We start from the raw sequence: 19,298 nt of genomic DNA, 5'->3' as shown, positions 1-19,298 counted from the left end.
GCCTTCGACCCGCGGTCGAACAGCATCAACGCCCTGCGGCTCGGGCTGGCGGTCCTCGTCATCGTGTCGCACTCCTTCCCCCTCGGCGGCTCCGGGGGCGCGACCGGGCGTGGACGGCTGCGGGCGGGCGGATGTGCGAGGACGGCTCCGGGCTCGCGGCTCCGTGCTCTCGGCTCCGGGCTCTCAGCGCAGGACGTGGCCCTCGACGTCGACGGGAGCCCGGGCGGTGAGGCGCTTCAGCCGCATCGCGGGGCGCTCGACCAGCAGCCAGCTCGCCCACGCGAGGGGGACCGTCGCTGCGACCGAGAGCGCGATGTAGGCCCAGAGCGGCACGTCGGCTCCGGCTCCGACGATCGCCAGCGAGAGCAGCTGCTGCACGGGGAACGCGTAGATGTACATCCCGTAGGAGACGTCGTGGGTCGCGCCCACTCGACGCAGGGGGAGCCGGGCGCCGAGCGCGACCATCAGATAGGCGAGGGGGAGGCCGGCGAGCACGCGGTAGAGGCCGGTCGCGATCACGAGGACGAGCAGCACGGCCGCGACGGCGGTGAGTGCGCCCGTCAGGGGGAGGCGGTCGCGGTACAGGTGCACGAGCGCGCCGGCGAGGAAGTACCCGACGAGCGTCACCGTCTGGTTGAGGGGTGCCGGGAACGGGACGAGGTCCGTCGCGAGCACCGCCGCGACGAGGGTGAGGCCCGCGAATCCCGCGACCACGAGGGGGCGCACCCAGCGCGCGGGCGCCAGGGAGACGAGCAGGCCGATCACGACGTAGCTGACGAACTCGTAGAACAGGCTCCAGAGCGAGCCGTTCCACGCGCCCGGGTAGGGGATGGAGCCGAGCATCCCCGCGATGCCGTACTCCCGGATGTAGAGGGCCGCATTGGCGACCACGAAGCGCACCGCCCCGGCCGCGCTGTACTCGCCGGCTCCGAGGAGGAGCGACGCGAGCGGTGCGGCGACGAAGGCCACGACCAGGAGCGAGACGAGGAAGGCGGGATAGATGCGGAGGAAGCGCCGCCAGAGGAAGTCGACCAGCGATCGCGAGCGCAGCCGGCTCGCGGTGATCAGGAAGCCGGAGGTGGCGAAGAACCCGCCGACCGCCCAGGCGCCGAGGGTGGAGCCGCCGAGCCCGGGGTCGTCGCCGTAGCCGCCGAGGGGGAAGGAGTGCGACACGATGACGAGGACCGCCAGCCCGAGCCGCAGGGCGTTGATGCTGTTCGACCGCGGGTCGAAGGCGGAGCCGACGGTCGGGCGCGTGCGTGGCGCGCGGGCGGGCGCGGCGGTGCGCCGGACGTTCTCCTGGCGGGTCATGCGCACATCCTGCTGACCCCGGCCGCCGCCGTCGATCGGGCGTGGGACGCGCCGCGCTCCTCCCGGAGGGCCCGCGCGCCAGCAACGACGCGCGCTCCACCCCTGCGGACCCGCCGCGGAGCTGACGCGGACTGACGTGCGGCCTGCGGCTGACCCCTCTCCGCCCGGTCGTTCCTCCGTCGCCCTCTCCGCGAGACGCCGCTCCGGTACGCGACACGCCTTAGCGGGCGCACCGGAGCGGGATCTCGCGGCGGCCGGTCTGATCACGCCGGTCTGATCACGCCGGTCGGATCGCGCCGGTCAGAGCAGCCCGTCCGTGAGATGGTCCGGCGTGCCGAAGCGGTGGGCCGTGATCGACACGGCCTGCTCGCGGAGGAACGGCAGCAGCTCCAGCCGGCCCGCCTCGGTCGCCGCGCCCGCGTAGACCGCGAGGTCGGGGCGCCCGCCCGTCACGGCCGTCACCGTCGCGGCGGACGCGCCCAGCAGACGCACCCGTCCGGCGCCGTGCGCGCGCACCCGCGCAGCCGCCCGCCTTGGACGCGCCGCGTCAGCCGTCCCAGCCGCCGGGGAGGTCGCGGACCACCCGCCAGCGCGGGTCGAGCTGCGTCGCTGCCCCTCCGTTCCACGCGCGGCTGTGGAACCACGGCGCGATCACGTCGGCGCCGCCGTGCACGTGGTCGCCGAGATGCGCGCCCCAGTACGAGAAGGTCGAGTTCGTCAGCACCAGGCGGCGGGACGCGGCCAGCAGGGCGAGCTGCTGCGGCACCGGCGTCCCCGCCCCCGGGAAGCGCACCTCGACGCCCTCGAGGACGCGGGCCAGCTTCACCCGGCACCAGTCGAGGTCGTCCGACACGATCAGGACGCTGCGCACGGGCTCCCGCTCGCGGGCCAGGGCGAGCGCCGCGTCGACGTACTCGACCACGTCGAAGGAGTAGCGGCCGCGGAAGGCCGGGACGCTGTAGTAGTCGCCGCGCCGGATGTTCAGGGTGAGGTCCGCCTCCGGTCGCGCCGCCGCCACCAGAGCGGTGAAGGGGCCGCCGGGCGGGAGCAGCATCGTCGCGACGAAGTCCGCCAGCTCGTCCGCTGTGAACTCCACGCCGAGCTCCTGGTGGACGCTCCCGAGCTCGCGGGGGCTGAAGAACGACATCTCCGCCGGGGGCACCACGAGCTCCTCGAGGACCCGCGGGAAGACCTCCGCCCACTCCGCGGTCCTCCGCGTCGCGCGCACCGCGGTCGGCACCCCGCGGCTCCGGCGGGCGTGGGCCTGCAGCCAGAAGTAGGCGAGGTTCCCGACCCCGAACGACTCGCCGGGCAGCAGCACCGTCGTGCCCCGTCGGCGGAGGGGCGCCAGCAGCGCCGAGCGGACGTCGCCGCGCGTCACCACCGGGGGCCTCCCCCGCTCACGAGAGCTCTCCGAGCGCCACGAGCTGGGCGAAGCCGGGGTGCGCGGCCCGCACCTCCTCGAAGGTGCCGGCCCCCTCGATCCGGCCGCCGTCGAGGAAGAGCAGCCGGTCGGCGCCGCGCACGGTCGAGAGCCGGTGGGCGACCACGAGGACGGTCATGCTGCCGTGCAGCTCGGCGACGGCCCGCGAGATCTCGTGCTCCGTGCGGTTGTCGAGCGCCGACGTCGCCTCGTCGAGGACGAGGACGGAGGGGCGCCGGTACAGCGCCCGGGCGAGGCCGAGCCGCTGGCGCTGGCCGCCGGAGAGGCGGACGCCGCGCTCGCCCACGCGGGTGTCCAGACCCTGCGGCAGCCCGCTGACGAACTCCTCGAGCTGCGCCGTCCGCAGCACCTCGCGCACGCGCTCGTGGTCGACCTCGGCCGCCGGCACCCCGAAGGCGACGTTCGCGGCGACGGTCGCGTCCAGGAGGAACACGTCCTGCGGCACCACGCCGAGCCCCGCGTACCAGGCCGCCGGGTCCTCGTCGATCGGCCGCCCGCCGCAGAGGATCCGGCCGCTCGTGGGCGGGAGCAGGCCGAGGACCAGGTCGAGGAGGGTGCTCTTGCCGGCGCCGCTGGATCCGACGAAGGCGGTCGTGGCGTTCCGCTGGATCACCAGGGAGACGTCCCGCACCACGTCCACGTCGGAGTCGGCGTAGCGGTACGTGACGTGCTCGAGCGCGATGTCGCCGGAGTAGCGGCCGCCCGGCCCGGGCCTCTCGTCGTGCGCCCCCTCGGAGGCGAGCTCCTCGGCCGCCTCGGAGACGATCCGCAGGCCCGCCTGGCCGCTGCGCACGATCGCGAAGGTGGCCGAGACGCGGTTGAGGGTCGGCAGGGCGCGGAGGGAGGCGGCCGCGAAGACGCCCAGGACGGAGAGCGCCTCGGCGCCGGAGCCGGTGGCGACCAGGATCCCCGAGACGCCCACGACGGCGACGACGAAGCCGATCTCGAGCAGGTACTTCGGCAGCTCCGAGACGAGCGAGAGGGAGCGCAGAGCCTGGGCGCTGCGGCGCTTGGCCCCGCTGAAGCCGGCGACCAGGCTCGCCGCGCTCGAGGTGAGGCGCGCCTCGCGGAACCCGTCGAGCGAGGGGAGCAGGAACTGCCACGACTCCAGCGCCGCCTCCGCCATCTCCTCGCCGATCCGGCCCTGCCGCCGCCGCAGGAGGGCCTGGACGCCGCCGAGCAGCACCGCGAAGAAGACGGCCGCGAACAGGGTCGCGACCGGCGAGGCGACCAGCAGGATCGCCACGATCGCGACGAGCACCAGCAGATCGGAGGCGATGCCGATCACGCCGAGCAGCACGCCGGCCGCCTGCGCGCTGGCGTCGTTGATGGTCCGGTACACCTCGGCGAGGCGCCGGGAGCGGTGGACGGCGTAGGGCGCGAGGACGTACCGCCGCAGCAGCTCCGTCGCAGCGTCGGCCGAGATCCGCGTGGTGCGGCCGAGCAGCCACCACCGGAAGACGATCGTCCCGGCGCTCTTGAGCACGAAGACGACCGCGACGAAGCCGGCGATGATCGGGAGGAGGGTCTGGACGTCCGTCGAGCCGAGGACGCCGGAGAGGACGCCGAGCGCGCCCGTGGTGGTGTCGGTCCCGGTGAGCAGCGCCATGAGCGGCACCATCGCGGCGACGCCCAGGGTGTCGAGGACCGCGAGCGCGAGGGAGCCCGCGACGGCGGCGGTGATCCAGCCCGGAGAGGCGGCGCCGGCCAGCGAGAGGAGGGTGCGCAGCCCCGGTCGCAGGGACCCGCCGCTCACGCCGCCACCCCCTCGTACACGGCGGCGATCCCGCCGCACATGGCGGCGACGTCCCGCACGGCGCGAGGAGCCGCGGCCCTCGACGCCTGCCGCTCCAGCGCCGCGGCCACCGCCTCCGGGTCGTCGGCGTCGACCAGCGAGTCCCGCTCGACGATCTCGGGGTTCCCGCCCACCGCGGAGGCGACCACGCCGATCCCGCGGGCGGCCGCGTCGAGCAGCGTGTAGGAGCAGTTCTCCCAGACCGAGAGCTGGGCGACGACGTCCGCCGCGGCGAGCGCCGCCTCCGGATCGGCGAAGCCGGGGAACGACACGGCGTCGCCGAGGCCGAGCCGCTCGGCCCGGGCGCGCAGGGTGCCGTCGAGCGGCCCCTCGCCGGCGACGGTCAGCGTGGCGCCGGGGACGCGCCGGCGCAGCACCGCGAAGGCCTCGAGCAGCGCGTCGAGGCGCTTCTCCGGCGCCAGGCGCGCGAGCGAGAGGACCCGGAGCGACCCGGGCTCCCCCGGCTCGCGGTCGCGGGGCGCGGCGTCGACTCCGTTGAGCACGACCTGCACCGGCAGGCTCGGCCGCCACTTCTCGATCATGGTGCGGCGGGTGGCCTCCGAGACGGCGATCGCGCCGTCGAAGGACCGCAGCCGCGCGTGGTGCGCCGCCGCGGTCGTCCGCGCCCGCAGGGCGGTGCGGTGGTAGACGTCGGGCCCGGCGATGCCGTGCTCCGTCGTGACGCGGCGGACCCCGCGGGGCAGCGGGGTCGCCGCGGCCACGAGGTCGGCGTGGGCGAGGTGGGAGTGGACGATCGCCGGGCGGAGAGCCGCCGCGGTCGCGCGCAGGGTCGCCACGGAGGCGGCGGCACCGGCGGACACTCCGAAGCGCCCGGTCGTCACGGCCGAGCCCTGCTCCCGCAGCCGCTCGGCGAGCGCTCCCTCCGGGCAGAGCACGACGAGCCGGTGGCCGGGGATCCCGTGCCGGGCGGCGTCGAGGACGTGGCGGGCCACCCCGCCGAACTCGCCGACCGGCACCGCCCAGAGCGCGAGCGGGGTCACAGCCACTCCTCCAGCCGCTCGAGCGCGGTCCAGAAGCCCTCGCCGCTGTTGACGTGCCCCTGCCAGATCTCGGGGATGAACGGCACCCCGGGCGCCAGCTCGTCGAGCGACGCCGCGAAGTCCGGCCAGTCGATCTCGCCCTCGCCGATCTGCACCCCCTCGCCGTCGACACCCGTCGCATCGACGAGGTGCAGGTGCGCGCTGAGCGGAGCGAGCAGCGCCACCGCCTCCGAGAAGGCGAGCCCGAGGTGGTTCGCCGCGAGCTTGGTGTGCGAGGCGTCGAGGCAGAGCGGCGTGCCGGTCGCGGCCGCGAACTCGGCGGTGTCGCGCGGGTCCACGAAGAGGTTGTGGAACTGCTGCCCGCCCATGAGCCACGGGTAGGGCGGGAGGGTCTGCGCCAGCACGCGGACGCCGCTCGCGTCGATCCGCTCGAGGGCGTCGGCGACGCGCTCGTAGAGGGGAGCGCGCTGATCCGGAGCCACGTGCGCGTGCCGGGTGAAGCCGCCCATCGTGACGACCATCATCGGGTCCTCCTCCTGGCGGAACCAGCGCGCGAGGCTCCGGGTGGTCTCGACGGTGCGCTGCACCTCCGCGATCGAGCGCTCCCACACGTCGTCGTCGAAGGAGGCGAGGTCGACGAGGAAGTCGCCCGCGAACAGGTCCGGCAGGTGGGTGGTGAAGCCGGAGTCGAGGCGGCGGGTGAACACGTCGTCCGGCTCGATCTCCAGGTCGCGGTACGAGAAGTGGAACTCGAGGAAGTCGGCGTTCGACTCCGCGGCGAGCGCCGCGTGGTCGTGGTACCGCACCGGCAGGCCCCAGGGGCGGCGGAACCGGAACGGCCGGCCGGACGGCGTGCTCTCGCGCAGGTCGCCGGCGAAGAAGAACCCGCCCTCCTCGACGTCGCGGTGGAGCGCGCGGCCGAGCAGCTGCGGCAGCTCGTTGGGCTGGAGGCCCCGGCCGGGGCTGCGGACGACGACGTCGGCGGCGCGCACCACGTCCCCGATCGAGAGGTCGCGGGAGGCGACCAGCGACTTCGCGAGCGAGACGCGGTTCATCGACTCCCCCGTCGAGACCGATCGGGCCTCGCGCGTGCCGAGCGAGTCCTCGATGTCGCGGATCTCGCCGACCATGCGGCGGAACTCGTCCGGGAGCAGGGACACCGTGTGGTCGTTGCCCTCCATCCCCCGGTCGACCGTGAAGTGCTTCTCGACGATGCGGGCCCCGCGGGCGACGGCGGCGACGGGGACGTGCCAGCCCCGCTCGTGGCCGGAGTAGCCGACGACGCCGCCGCCGATCTCGGCGAGCCGGTCGAGGTAGGCGAGGTTGAGGTCGCGGTAGGGCGCCGGGTACGTCGACTGGGTGTGCAGCAGGGCGAAGGAGGTGCCGAGCGAGCGCAGCAGCGCGACCGACTCGAGGATCTCGGACTCGCGGGACATCCCGGTGCTGAGCAGCAGGGGCAGGCCCCGGGTGCCGGCGTCCTCGATCAGGCCGTGGTTGGTGAGGTCCGCCGAGGCGATCTTGAGGCCCGGGATCCCGTAGTCGACGAGCGCCTGCACGCTCGGGGCGTCCCACGGGGTGCAGAGGACGTCGATCCCGGCCTCGGCCGCGTGGTCGAAGACCCGGAGGAGCGGCTCGGCGGGCAGCGAGAAGCGGCGCAGGAGGTCGATCGTGTACTGGGCGCCGAGGTCCTCCCCCGCGGTGGCCCCGCCGGCGCGCCGGTAGAGGGAGTCGAGGTCGCGCAGCTGGAACTTCACCGCGTCGGCGCCCGCCTCGACCGCGAGGTCGACCAGCCGCCGCGCCAGATCGACCGAGCCGTTGTGGTTGTTGCCGATCTCCGCGATCAGGAAGGCCGGGTGGCCGTCGCCCACCTCGTGGCGGCCGATCCGCAGCGCCCGGTCGCCCTCGACCGCGATCGCGACGAGGTGCCCGCGATCGTCGACGAGCGGGAGGTGGCTGATCCCGTCGCGGCCGAGCCGGGCGACGATCGCGGTGGCCGGCTCGTCCGCTCCCGCCGTGCGGACGGCGGTGTTCGCGACGGCGAGGGCCGGGACGTCGAGGGAGGCCGTCGGGTTCGCGATGATCCAGCGGCGGAAGTCGCCGTCGGACACCGACCCGCGGAGGATCCCGTGCCCGTCGACGCAGAAGACGATCCGCTGCTTGTTCGCGTTGATCTTGGCCAGCGCGGTGAGCACCGGGTCCTCGGCGAAGACGATGAACGGGGCGAGGTGCCGGTCGATGATCATGCGCCGCCTCCCGCCGACAGGCCGAGGAGGGTCTGCTCGACCACCGCGAGATCCGCCTCGGTGTCGATGTCCCCGCCCTCCGCCTCGTCCATGACGAACAGGCCGACCCGGCCGCCGATCCGGTTGCGCTCGCGCTCGTAGACCTCGGTGCGGGTGAGGTAGAGGGACCCGGTCTCGCGGTAGAAGAAGTCGGCCTCGGCGAGGTCCTGGCGCCGCGGCCGGGCCGTGACGTCGTACTGCGGCACGGCGGCCCCCTCCTGCAGCCGCCAGAGGAACGGCGTCTGCGGGACGACGCCCACCAGCGAGTCGACCCCCGTCGAGGCGAACTGCTCGAGCGCGCGGGCGAGGGTGCCCGGGAGCCGGATCGGCGAGGTCGCCTGGAGGAGCATCACCGCGTCCGGGCGGCGCCCCAGCGCGGCCCGGTGCTCGATCGCGTGGAGCACGACGGGCTCGGTCGCCGTCTCGTCGCGCGCCAGCTCGGCGGGCCGGAGGAACGGCACGTCCGCTCCCGCCCCCTCCGCGATCGCGGCCAGCTCGGGGTCGTCGGTCGACACGAGCACGTCGAGACCGGCAGCGAGCGCCTGCTCGATGCTCCAGACCACCAGCGGGCGGCCCGCGACGGGGCGGGCGTTCTTGCGCGGGACGCCCTTCGAGCCCCCGCGCACGGGGATGACGCAGAGAACGGTCACGGGGTGCCTCCTTCGGCGATGGCGAGTGCCCGGCGGGCGACGGCGACGGCCGGCTCGACGGACGGGACGGGCGGAGCCGCGGTCGGCGTCTCCCCGCCCCAGCGCGCGAGCCGGTACCGGCTCCAGAACTCGAGCACCCAGGCGGGCGGGTCCTCGCAGACGACCCACGCGGGGATCCCGGCGGCCGCGGCCTCCAGGACCCCGGTCGAGAAGATCGAGGCGACCGGCCGGGCCTGCGCGGCGAGGTCGCCGCCGCGGAGCACCCGGATGCCGCGGCGCTCCCACCGCGCGTGCTGCCAGCGCGAGCGGCGGTCGACCTCGGCGGGGTGGGGGCGGTAGTCGGCGCCCGCCTCGCGGCAGAAGCGGGAGGCGGTGGCCGCGGCCGTCCGCCGGGGCAGCTCCGCGCCGTGCAGCTGGCCGAGGAACAGGGGCCGCTCCTCGAGCCGCTCGGGGCGCGGGCGGCGCGACGCGGTCCAGAGCAGCTGGCTGCCGACGACCTCGGTCTCCACGTCGCTGCGGCCGGAGGTCCAGAAGGCCGCGTCCTCCTCCGAGAACGCCAGCAGCGTCGCTCCGGGCGGGAGCGGCGGGGCGGAGGGGGTGAGCAGGCCGTGCTGCACGACCAGGAAGCGGGCGCCGAGGATTCCGGACCAGCGGTGGGCGGCCGCTCCCGCCGCGAGGAAGTGGCCGGTGGCGATCACGGCGCGGAGGCCCCGCATCTCGGCGGGCGGGTCCGCCTCCGGGTCGACCGGGTGCGCACTCCAGCGGCCCGGCAGCAGCCCGGACAGCGCGTCGCCGGCTCCGGAGGGAGCGAGGACCGCCGCCGGAGCCCCGCCGAGAGGAGCGAGCGAGGCCGCGGTCGAGGCGAGGGCGCTCGCCGTCGACGCCTCCACCGCGAGCAGGACCGCGGGCCGGTCGCCGCGCACGTGCAGCACCAGGCGGGTCGGCTCGGAGCCCCGCAGCGCCGCCCGGGCGGTGCGCAGCGGGTCGCGGCCGCGCTGCCAGCGGCGCCAGGCCTCCAGGTCGGTCGGGTGCGTCAGCGCCACAGTGCCCTCACCTCCCGCATCCGGTGCACGAAGGTGTGCTCGGCGCCGGTGCGTCGCGCGCCCGCCTCGCGGATGCGCCGCGCCCAGGAGGGGTCCGCGCCCGCCCGCCGCACGTGCTCGACGAGCTGGTCCCGCTCCTCGAAGACGAGCACCTCGCTGCCCACCTCGTAGAACTCCGCCACCTCGGGGCGGTCGATCAGGGTCAGCGCCCCGACGCCCGGCGCCTCGAAGGCGCGCATCGAGAGCCCGCCGTGGCCCGCGCCGTGCAGCGCCAGGGTCGCGGTCGAGCCGGCCATCACTCCGTAGTAGCCCGCCCGCGGGACGTCGCGGCGGGCGGGGACGCCGGCCGAGCGCCAGCGGCCGGTGCGCGCCACGTCCCAGGGGTGCCGCGACCACTGCCGCCCGTACGCCTCGACCGCGACCCCGCCGGCCGCGAGCTCCCGCAGCACGCGCTCGCGCTCGGGGTAGCGGGCGCCGACGAAGGTCACCGCGGCGGAGGGGCGGGGGCGGAAGGAGAGGAGGGAGTCGAAGGCGTCGGGCAGGTGCCCGGCCGGAACCCCCGCGCGGGCGAGCTCGGCGACGTCGGCGGCGGAGTAGCTGACGATCGACACCGCCTCCCCGGCGAGGGAGCGCAGGCGGTCGACGGGGTGCGCCATGTTGCGGAGCTCGTCGTAGAGCCAGAGCACCACGGGGACGCCGGCGCGGCCGACCTCCTCCCACCAGGCGTCACCGAGGGAGTCACCCTTCACCACGAGGACGGCCCGGGGCCGGACGGCCCGCAGCGCCGCGATCGCGCGGTCGGTCTCGGCGCGCATGGACGAGCGCCGGAGCCGGCCCCCGGGGAGCCGGTGGCCGAGGGCGTCGCGCACGTGGCCCAGCCCGGTCGCGGCGTCGTAGCGGTGGACGACCACGTCGTCGCCCAGGTGGGCCAGCGCCGATTCGAGCGCCTCCCAGTAGCCGTGGAAGACCGGGCTCACCACGAGCACGGGCCCGCTCACCGGGACGCCGCCTCGGCGGCGGCGACGAGCCGGAGCTCGCGCCGGAGGACGGCCAGCGGGCGCACGTCGCTGCCGGCGGCGGCGCGTACCGCGTTGGCGGCGAGGTTCACGGCGGAGGCGGCGCGCAGGGCCGCGGCGAGGGCGGCGGGGCATCCGCCCCACTTGCGGGCGTAGCGCAGGCGCGAGGCGACCAGCCAGACCAGCCGGCGCGCGGGGTCGGAGGAGCCGCCTCCCGTGTGCTCGGCGACGACGGAGCCGGCGAAGACCGAGGGCACGCCGCGCTCGCGCAGCCGGCGCTGGAGGTCGACCTCCTCGCAGTTCATGTGGAAGGACTCGTCGAACCCGCCGACCGCGCGGAACTCGGCCACGGGCAGCAGCATCACGGCGCCCACCACCCAGTCCACCGGCACCGTCGCGCCCGGGGCGCACCGCGGGTCGTGGCCGACGGCCGCGTGCAGCCGCGGGCGCCAGCGCGCGAGCGGAGTGAGCCACTCCACGACGTAGTGGCGCAGCCGCGGGAAGCGCCGGCCGACCCACTGCCGCTCCCCGCCCGCGTCGACGAGGTCCGGAGCGACGACCGCGGGCAGCCACGGCCGTCCCGCCTCGAGCAGGTCGCGGAGGAAGGAGGGTCCGACGACGAGGTCGCTGTTGAGCACCAGGAGCAGCGGGTGGCGCGCCCGGGCGGCGCCCGTGTTCACCGCGGCGCCGAAGCCGCCGTTCCGCTCGCGCCGCACGACCTCCACTCCGTCGATCCCGGCCGGGAACGGGACCGGGGAGGCGTCGTCGACGACGACGATCTCGAGGGCGGGGGGCGACTCCTGGCTGCGGAGCCGCTCGACGAGGGCGAGCGCGGGCGCGGGGTCGCCGTAGTGCGGGATCACAACGCTCACCCCCTCGGCGGTCACCTCGCGACCGTCTCGGCGGCGCGGTCCCGGCGGAGCGAGCGGCGGGTGCTCCGGACGGTGGCGGCCGGGGGCTCCGCGCCGACGGGCAGAGCGCCGAGAGCGGGGAGGATCACCCGGAGCAGGGCGTCGATGTCCTCGACGGCCGCCGCGGCGACGTCCGGTCCGCGCCCGAACGGGTCGGCGAAGTCGTCCTCGGCGCCGTAGGGGGCGGTGTCGTCGGCGAGCAGTCGCAGGAGCGGGACGCCGGGGGCGGCTCCCGCCAGCCGCGCCGCCCGGCGGACCGTGGTGGTGCGGCGCGCGGCGGCCGGGAAGTGGCGGGTGACCCACTCCCGCTGGCCCGCCTCGAACACCAGCACGGGATCGGTGCCGGCGAGCATCCGGCCGTCGGCCTGGCGCGCGCGGTGCCCGGCCGTGGAGAGTCCGCGGGCCCGCAGCGCATCGCTGAGCTCGGGGTCGATCCCGCGGCCGGCCTCCGCGTGCGTTCCCGCGCTCTCGACCCGCCAGTCGGAGCCGGCGCCGAGCAGGCGCGCCGCGATCAGCTCGGCCGAGGGCGACCGGGCCACGTTCGCATGGCAGAGCAGGAGCAGGCGCCCGCTCATCGAGCCGCCCGGCGGGACGTCTGCGGAGGCAGGGCCCGCGACTCCACCGGGGCGAGCTCGGACCGGCGCGGTGCCGCCGCCGCGCGCTTGCGCCCCGTCGCCGGCTGCGGCTCGGCGTAGTACGCGTTCTTGCGGTCGTAGTAGTAGTACCCGGTGTCGCCGTCGCGGGCGGTGACCATGTTGAGCACGGTGCCGAGCACGCGGGCGCGGACCTGCTGGACGATCCGCCGGGCGGCGACCACCTCGGGCCGGTGCGTCTGGTTCGAGGCGACGACGAAGACGACGCCGTCGACGACGGTCGCGACGATGGAGGCGTCGGTGACGGGCAGCACGGGCGGCGCGTCGATGACGACGAAGTAGTCCTTCGAGAGGCGCGCGACCAGGGCGCGCATCGCCTCGGAGCCGAGCATCTCGGACGGGTTCGGCGGGATGTGCCCGGCCGGGAGGGCGTAGAGGCCCGCGGTACCGGTGGGGCGGATCGCGTCGTCCACAGGGATCTGGTGGCTGAGGACCTCGCTGAGGCCGATGGCGCCGTCGATGTCCAGCATCCGCGCCACGGAGGGCCGGCGGAGGTCCGCGTCGACCAGGAGGGTGCGCTGCCCGGACTCCGCGGTGACGCGGGCCAGTCCGGCGGCGATCGTGGACTTGCCCTCGGCCTGGTTGGCGCTGGTGATCACGACGCTGCGCGTCTCCTCGTCGACGCTGGAGAAGCGCAGGCCCGTCCGGAGCGAGCGGAACGCCTCCGCGGTGAGCGCGTCGGTGCCGCGGCGGCCGCCGGTCCGGCCCGGGCGTCCGGCCTTGGGGATGCGCCCGAGGACGCCGACGCCGAAGAGCTCGGTGAGGTCGTCGACGGTCCGCACGCGGATGTCGAGGGCCCGGCGGAGGAAGGCGAGACCGAAGCCGAGCACCAGGCCGCCCAGGGCGCCGAGCAGGATGTTCCGCACCCAGTCGGGGCTCGTCGGGGCGGCGGGCGGCTCCGCGTTCTCGAGCGGGACGACGGTGATCTGCGGTGTGCGGTCGGCGGTGGACTGCGTCTCGATGTCGGTGATGACGGCCGCCAGCGCCGCGAGCGCCCCGTTGGCCAGGGCTGCGGCGTTCTGCGCGGTCCCGGCCGCGGCGGTGACCTCGATCAGGGTGCTGCCCGGAGCGACCCTCGCGGTGAGGCGGCCGCTCAGGGCATCTCCGCCGGGGTTCGCCTCCGGGTCGGCCTCGATCCGCTCGGAGACGGCGCTGCTCGAGATCAGCGGCAGGTAGGCGTTCGCCCGGGTCACCGCGGTCTGCGACCCGCTGATCGCATCGGCCGAGCTGCCGTCGCTCGCGGCGATCACGAATCCGGCCGAGCTCGACTCGTAGACCTTCGGAGTGAGGAACGAGAAGGCGGCCATCGCCAGAGCTCCGACGAGCACGGCGACCACGAGGGTCCGCCAGTTCCGCCGGATGAATGCGATGAGATCGACGACAGTCACTGCGCACCTTTCTGCGTGCCGCGCATGCGCCGCACGACGATGCTGAGGTGTCGGTCACGCTAGCAATGCGGAGCGCCTTTCCCTAGGCGGTCCCCGACCCCTCGGGAGGCCCTTTCTGCGAGGATGACGACATGTCCGCGCCAGGGGGAGAGATCGTCGTCGAGAGGCGTTCCCCGCTCGTTCACGAGGCCTTTCCGATAGCACATTCCGCTCGGATACTCGATGCCGTCCTGATGGGCCTCCTGGTCTACCGGCTCCCCACCCCCTTCCTCCCGGGGAGCGTCCCGCTGGCGCAGACGGCCCTGGCCGCCCTGGTCCTCGTCAGCCTCTTCCGGCGGCCCACCCGCCGTCTCGGACGGGCCGCGTGGTACCCGTGGCTGTGCCTCGCCCTGCTCGCCTTCGTCCTCGCGGGCTCGTCCTTCGACGGCCTCGACGCCCTGCGCCGGGCGGCGAACATCGCGCTCGTCATGCTCGCCGCGGGCTTCCTCGCGAGCGGGCGGATCGACGTGGTCTCGGGGCTCAAAGGACTCGCCGCGGCGCTGTCGCTGAACGCCGTGCTGTTCGTCGCGGGACTCGCCCCGGACAGCTACCAGGGCGCCCTGACCGGCTACCTGCAGGACAAGAACGTGGCCGGTCTCGTCTACGGAGCGGCGGCGCTGCTGGTCTCGGCGCTCAGCTCGCGGCTGTGGCTGCGGGTCGGCGTGCTCGCGCTCGGGGCCGCCGCGGTCGTCGCCACCGACTCCCGCACGTCGATGGCGGCCTACGCCTGCGCGCTCGTGTGGCTCGTCGCGGCGCCGTACCTGCGCCTGCTCTTCCGCGCGCTCCTCGGCGGCGGCCTCGTCCTGCTGTTCCTCTGGGCCGAGCGGAACCTGGCGACGGCCGGCGGCTACGGGGTGGAGCGGGCCGGCTCCGACGCCCTGCGCGCCCGCATCCTCGACGCCTCGGTCGACAAGGTGGCGCTCTCGCTGTGGACCGGCTCCGGGCTCGGAGAGGCGACCGCGCGGGTCGACGGGATCGACTGGTTCTTCCACAACTCCTACCTGGCGCTGATGGCCGAGGGCGGCGTCGTGCTGCTCGTCGGCGTCGTCGGCACCGTGCTCGTGGCCGGCTTCGCGACCACGGCCGCCGGGGCCGGGAGCCGCCCGGGGCACGCGGTCGGCGCGGCGAGCATCCTGGTGCTGCTGTGCGCGACGCAGCTGGGCGAGGTGTTCTTCGCCCCGATCTCGTTCGTCGTGATCGGCGCGGGTCTCGCTCTGCTCGCGGAGCAGTCCGCCCGCGCCCGCGCTCTGCCGCCGGAGTAGCGCCTCCCGCGTCCACCCGATCCGGCGCGGATCCACGGATCCGGGGCGCGGAGGTCCCGGTCGGCGGGCCCTTCCCGGTGGGGCGGAGGTCGCCCGGTGCGGCCCCGGCCGACCGCCGCTCAGGCGCGGCCGCGCTCGCGGACCGCGTCGCGGAGTACCGCGCGGACGCCCGCCCACATGCGCCGCGCGTTCAGCCCGGCCAGCACCCGCTCCCGGCCCGCGCGGGCGACCTCGGCCCGCTTCCCGTCGTCGCTCAGCACCGCCTCCAGCACCGCCGCGATCCCCGCCGGGTCGTGCAGGGGCAGCGCGAAGGACGTCTCGCCGTCGCGGATGTAGCCGGTCATCGCGGCGCTCGCGGTGACCGCCGTGCAGGTCCCGCAGCCGGAGGCCTCCAGCAGGACGCTCTGGCCCGTCGGGTAGGCGAGGTCGTGGCTGGTGACGACGACGAGCTCGGCGTCGCGCAGGTTGTCGCGGTGCCGATCGACCGGGACGGGGTCGTGCAGGACGACGTTGGCCGGCAGCGCCCGGGACGGCCGCCGCGCAGGAGTGGTCACGATGTCGAACCGCCGGTGCGGCAGGCGCTCGGCGGCGGCGACCAGCGAGTCGAAATCGCGCCCGCGGTCGACACCGACGGCGAGCACCTCGAACCGCTTCGGACGCGGCGGAACGGGCCGGTAGTAGTCGGAGTCGACCCCGAAGAGCACCGGTGCGATCCGCCGCTCGTCGACGCCGTGGCGGGCGAAGACCTCGCGCTGGTTCTCGCTGAGCACGACGAGCCGGTCCACGCCCTGGAGCAGCCGGACCACCTGTCGGCGCCGCTCCGGCGAGCCGGTGAGCAGCTCCTCCGCCCACCAGCAGGAGAGGACCACGAGCGGCGTGCGGCCGTACGGCCCGAGCCGCGCGCGCCGGAGCCGGGCGGGGAGGCCCGCCTCCGGCTCGAGCACGCAGAGCACCGCGTCGGCCGAGCGGACCGCCCGGAGTGCGCGCAGCTGCGTGTCCACGTTCAGCCCCGTGCGGTGCTCCACGACGTCGCGGAGCTTCACGTGCGCGGGCCGAGACGCGTGACCGGGGACGAGGAGCCGCGTCGAGTCGTCCCGGAGGAGGTCGGCCCGGTACGGCAGCCTCCCGCGGGCGAAGGGCTCGCCCGGAGCCAGGCGCAGGGTCGGGTGCTTGAGGAACAGTCCGAGCACTCTGAGGACTTCCGGTTCGCGGGTCATCGTCGTCCTTTCCCGAGGGAGGAGGAGAGGCTCCCCGCGGCATTCCTCGGAAAGCGGATCGGTCTCCTGGCGGGAGGATCAGGAATCATCGGAGAGGGCCATCCGCGCCAGAAGTCCGTCGATAGCCGACTTCCCGGAGGACGGGGAGTAGGAATCGTTCCAGCGGGCACGATCCCTCTCCCGCGACTCCGATAGTCCTCTCTTCTTCCGGGCTCTGATCAGCTCGGCCAGAGCCCGCGGATCCCCGGCTCGGAACGTGGCGTCGATCGACGGGCCGACGACCTCGGGGAGCGCACCGGCATCGCTCACCACCACGGGGACGCCGGCCGACATCGCCTCCGTCACGACCAGGCCGAACGACTCCGGCTGCACCGACGGCACCACCAGGAGGTCGATCCGCGAGAAGAGGTCGCCGGGCTCGATCCACCCCGGCCGGTCCACCAGAGCGGCGACCGGAGCGAGGGCCGCCTCCACCTCGCGACGCTCCCGCTCCGCCACGAACCGGGGCTCGCCCGCCAGCACCAGGCGATACGCGCCCGGTTCCCCGGCCTCCAGCAGCGCCAGCGCCTCGGTGAGGACCCGCACCCCCTTCGCGAGCGAGGGACGCCCGAGGAAGCCGAGGACGGTCGTCCCGTCCTCCCGCGGCCGCGCCTCCGGCAGGTCGACGCGGCGGCTCCAGTTCGGCAGCACGGTCGACCCGGGGACGACCCCCGCCAGGTAGCGGGAGGGGACGAGGGTCGCCAGCGCGCCGCGGCGGGCCACGGGCGCGAGCAGCCGCTGCAGGCCGGACGGGCGCTGGTGCAGATGCACGATCCGCCGCGGACGCCCTGCGGTCGCGACGGCCGGCACCAGCCCGTTGCACCACAGCACGCCCTCGCGGGAGGAGGCGTCCCAGCGCCGCAGCGCGCGCATCCAGGCGGGTCTGCCCGTGGCCTCGAGCTCGACGACCCGGTGGCCGGCGGCGAGGGCGGCGACGACGAGCGCACGCGGCTCCGAGGGGCCGACGACCACGACCGGGACCTCGAGCGCCTCGAGCGCCTCCGCGATGCTCAGCAGCATCACCTCGCCGCCGCCGATGTCGCCGTTGTTGGTCGCGAGCGCCACCGGAGGCCGCCCGGCGCCGCCCGCTCCCCCGTGGATCATCCGCCGCCCCGCCCGCCTCCGCGCGGCGCCCCCGCGGCCCGCGCGCCCATCCTCACCGAGACGAGCGCCCGGCTCCACCGAGCCCGGCCGGGCTCCGCGGGCCGCGGGAGCGCTGGAATACTGACCGGATGGAGCTCGTGGGCGTTCTCTGGGCCGACGAGGCCGTGCCGCTCGTGTCGGCGTTCGTCCACCGGCGGGCCGACGCGGCGGGCCTGCGCGCACTCGTGCTCAAGGGACCGACCGCCGCCGCCGACCGGCTCCGGCCGCCCCGCGCCTCCGGCGACGTCGACCTGCTGGTCGCCCCCGACGACCTGCCCCGGATCCTGGCCCTCCTGGCCGCCGACGGCTGGACCGAGCGGCCCTGGCCGGACGGACCGACGCTCGCGGCCAAGCACTCGCGCTCCTACCGGCACGCCGCGTGGCCGGTCGACATCGACGTGCACTGGCGGTGGCCGGGATTCCTCGTGCCGCCGCGCGACGCCTTCGAGGCGCTGTGGAGCCGGCACCGGATCGTGGAGCTGGCCGGCCGTCCGGTCGCGACCGCCAGCGTCGCCGACTCGGCGCTCGTGCTGGCGCTGCACGCGCTCCGCGACGCCTGGCAGATCACCGACCCGCGCCTCACGCGGCCCTCCGACTACGACCTGCTCGTCGAGGCGGTGGCCGCCCGCGCGGAGCTGCACGCTCCGCTCCGGGCGGCGGCGGAGGAGCTCGGCGCCGTCCAGACCGCGCAGCCCTTCCTCGACGCGCTCGGCATCCGCGCGCGCGCCGGGGAGGTGCCCGCGGCCGAGCTGCGGACGTGGCGGATCAACGCGAGCTCGCCCCACGCCTCCGCGGGGTGGGTGCAGGCCGTGCGCGCGGCCGGCTGGCGGCAGCGGCCGCTGCTCCTCGCCCGCGCCGTCTTCCCCGCTCCCCACGCACTGCGTGCCGCGGACCCCGCCATCGGCCCGCGCCGGATCGACGTGGCGGCCGGCTGGTGGCGGCGGCTGCGCCGCGGCGCCCGCACGGCTCCGCTCGCGTGGGACCACCTCCGACGGACGGACAGGACCTGACATGACCCGCCGGCTGATCCGCGCCCCCTTCGGGCTCGGCGTGCGCTTCACCTTCGACGACACCGTCCCCGACCGCTTCGTGGCGGAGGTGGAGGAGTCGTGGACCGACGTGGACGACGACGCCGATCGCCCGGGCTCCGAGTACCGGGTGTCGCTGACCGAGCCGGTCGGGGAGCCCGGAGTGATCGCGCAGCCGACCGAGGACGCCCTCGCCGAGCACATCGGCGCCGCGCTCACCCTCGCGGCGGCCGACGCCTGCGAGGGCCGGCTGCTCAGCGTGCACGCCGCCGCGGTCGCCCTGCCCGACGGCCGCGTCGTCGCGTTCGCCGGCCGGCCCGGTGCCGGGAAGTCGACGCTCGTGAGCCTCGCCGCGCGCCGGTACGGGTACGTGACCGACGAGACGCTCGCCGTCCGCCGCGACGGGCGGGTGCTGCCGTTCCGGAAGCCCGTCGCCCTCCTCGACGGCGGCGACTGGAAGCGGCACCGCTCCCCCGCCGCGATGGGCCTGCAGCCGCTGCCGGACGCTCCGCTGCGCCTGGCCGCCCTGCTCCTGATCGCCCGCGACCCGTCCGGCCCGGCGGAGCCCCGGCTCGAGCCGATCGCCTTCGACGAGGCGCTCTCGGTGCTGCTGCCCGAGCTGAGCCACTTCGCACGGCTGCCCGCGGCGCTGCACCACCTCGCCGGGCTGCTCGATTCCGTCGGCGGGGCGCGGGTGCTCCGCTACCGCGAGGCGGAGACGGTGCTGCCCCTCCTCGAGCGGATCGGGGAGCCGTCACCGGTCGTCGCCGATGCACCCGAGGCCGATCCGGCGGCGCCCGGCCCGGGCCTGCTCGCGCGCGCCGCCGGCGTCGAGTGGGTCGAGCGCGACGGAGTGGTCAGCTGCCTCCTCGACGAGCGGGTCGAGACGCTGACCGGGATCGGCCCGGTGCTGTGGCGCGTTCTCGGGACGCCCGCGACGGTCGACGCGCTGACCGGGGCCGTCGTCGCCGAGCACGGCGCCCCGCCCGCGGGCGCCCCCCGGGCGCACGTCGAGGCCGTGCTCGACGCGATGGTCGAGCACGGCCTCGTGGTCCGCGGCGCCTGACGGCGCCGAG

Annotated in this window: 16 protein-coding genes and 1 pseudogene; 3 read left to right on the top strand and 14 right to left on the bottom strand. The window is 75.8% G+C overall.

Translation table 11 applies throughout. The features are described from left to right. Positions 1 to 183 precede the first annotated feature (183 nt). From C5C33_RS13140 to C5C33_RS13085, 12 genes and pseudogenes are all read right to left on the bottom strand, one after another. Complete coding sequence (locus C5C33_RS13140) at positions 184 to 1,311, bottom strand: acyltransferase (RefSeq protein ID WP_104261321.1); 1,128 nt, start codon at positions 1,309 to 1,311, stop codon at positions 184 to 186. A gap of 300 nt (positions 1,312 to 1,611) precedes the next feature. After that, positions 1,612 to 1,815: pseudogene (locus tag C5C33_RS13135) on the bottom strand (hypothetical protein); the annotation flags it as partial. 43 nt (positions 1,816 to 1,858) lie between these two features. Continuing rightward, complete coding sequence (locus tag C5C33_RS13130; protein WP_146085784.1) at positions 1,859 to 2,692, bottom strand: alpha-1,2-fucosyltransferase; 834 nt, start codon at positions 2,690 to 2,692, stop codon at positions 1,859 to 1,861. A gap of 19 nt (positions 2,693 to 2,711) precedes the next feature. Further along, positions 2,712 to 4,511 (bottom strand): ABC transporter ATP-binding protein, encoded by a 1,800-nt coding sequence (locus C5C33_RS13125; RefSeq protein ID WP_104227195.1) that lies wholly within the window; start codon positions 4,509 to 4,511, stop codon positions 2,712 to 2,714. After that, positions 4,508 to 5,551 carry a glycosyltransferase family 4 protein gene (locus C5C33_RS13120; protein WP_104261319.1) on the bottom strand — a complete coding sequence of 348 codons (1,044 nt, stop codon included), beginning with the start codon at positions 5,549 to 5,551 and terminating at the stop codon, positions 4,508 to 4,510. Before C5C33_RS13120 ends, C5C33_RS13125 begins: the two co-directional genes overlap by 4 nt. Then, positions 5,548 to 7,794 (bottom strand): N-acetylneuraminate synthase family protein, encoded by a 2,247-nt coding sequence (locus C5C33_RS13115; protein ID WP_104261318.1) that lies wholly within the window; start codon positions 7,792 to 7,794, stop codon positions 5,548 to 5,550. The genes C5C33_RS13120 and C5C33_RS13115 overlap by 4 nt, the downstream gene beginning before the upstream one ends. Next, positions 7,791 to 8,483 (bottom strand): cytidylyltransferase domain-containing protein, encoded by a 693-nt coding sequence (locus C5C33_RS13110; RefSeq protein ID WP_104238355.1) that lies wholly within the window; start codon positions 8,481 to 8,483, stop codon positions 7,791 to 7,793. Before C5C33_RS13110 ends, C5C33_RS13115 begins: the two co-directional genes overlap by 4 nt. Next, positions 8,480 to 9,526, bottom strand: a complete 1,047-nt coding sequence (locus tag C5C33_RS13105) for a hypothetical protein (RefSeq protein ID WP_104261317.1) — start codon at positions 9,524 to 9,526, stop codon at positions 8,480 to 8,482. Before C5C33_RS13105 ends, C5C33_RS13110 begins: the two co-directional genes overlap by 4 nt. Beyond that, complete coding sequence (locus C5C33_RS13100; RefSeq protein ID WP_104247949.1) at positions 9,517 to 10,524, bottom strand: glycosyltransferase; 1,008 nt, start codon at positions 10,522 to 10,524, stop codon at positions 9,517 to 9,519. Before C5C33_RS13100 ends, C5C33_RS13105 begins: the two co-directional genes overlap by 10 nt. After that, complete coding sequence (locus C5C33_RS13095) at positions 10,521 to 11,429, bottom strand: glycosyltransferase family 2 protein (protein WP_104261316.1); 909 nt, start codon at positions 11,427 to 11,429, stop codon at positions 10,521 to 10,523. The genes C5C33_RS13100 and C5C33_RS13095 overlap by 4 nt, the downstream gene beginning before the upstream one ends. Continuing rightward, the gene (locus C5C33_RS13090; RefSeq protein ID WP_104224517.1) at positions 11,426 to 12,028 is read right to left on the bottom strand and encodes a hypothetical protein; all 603 of its coding nucleotides are present in this window, start codon (positions 12,026 to 12,028) and stop codon (positions 11,426 to 11,428) included. The genes C5C33_RS13095 and C5C33_RS13090 overlap by 4 nt, the downstream gene beginning before the upstream one ends. Further along, positions 12,025 to 13,494, bottom strand: coding sequence for a polysaccharide biosynthesis tyrosine autokinase (locus tag C5C33_RS13085; protein ID WP_104261315.1), 1,470 nt, complete (start codon positions 13,492 to 13,494; stop codon positions 12,025 to 12,027). Before C5C33_RS13085 ends, C5C33_RS13090 begins: the two co-directional genes overlap by 4 nt. A 233-nt stretch (positions 13,495 to 13,727) precedes the next feature. On the opposite strand from C5C33_RS13085, the gene C5C33_RS13080 reads away from it, so the two are divergent. Next, entirely contained in the window at positions 13,728 to 14,795 is a 1,068-nt protein-coding gene (locus tag C5C33_RS13080; RefSeq protein ID WP_104261314.1) for an O-antigen ligase family protein, read from the top strand. 119 nt (positions 14,796 to 14,914) lie between these two features. Here the strand turns inward: C5C33_RS13080 and C5C33_RS13075 are convergent, their stop codons facing one another. Together C5C33_RS13075 and C5C33_RS13070 are read right to left on the bottom strand one after the other, a co-directional pair. After that, on the bottom strand, positions 14,915 to 16,012 hold the full coding sequence (locus tag C5C33_RS13075) for a glycosyltransferase family 4 protein (protein WP_104261313.1): 1,098 nt from the start codon (positions 16,010 to 16,012) through the stop codon (positions 14,915 to 14,917). Positions 16,013 to 16,090: 78 nt separating this feature from the next. Further along, a complete protein-coding gene (locus tag C5C33_RS13070; protein WP_104261312.1) occupies positions 16,091 to 17,155 on the bottom strand; it encodes a glycosyltransferase family 4 protein in 1,065 nt (354 codons plus the stop codon). 128 nt (positions 17,156 to 17,283) lie between these two features. On the opposite strand from C5C33_RS13070, the gene C5C33_RS13065 reads away from it, so the two are divergent. Together C5C33_RS13065 and C5C33_RS13060 are read left to right on the top strand one after the other, a co-directional pair. Then, complete coding sequence (locus C5C33_RS13065; RefSeq protein ID WP_104261311.1) at positions 17,284 to 18,204, top strand: nucleotidyltransferase family protein; 921 nt, start codon at positions 17,284 to 17,286, stop codon at positions 18,202 to 18,204. A gap of 1 nt (position 18,205) precedes the next feature. After that, entirely contained in the window at positions 18,206 to 19,288 is a 1,083-nt protein-coding gene (locus tag C5C33_RS13060) for a PqqD family protein (protein WP_104261310.1), read from the top strand. Positions 19,289 to 19,298 lie beyond the last annotated feature (10 nt).

The sequence above is a fragment of the Rathayibacter sp. AY1H3 genome (assembly GCF_002932015.1).
This window is presented reverse-complemented; position numbering and strand designations above follow the sequence as displayed.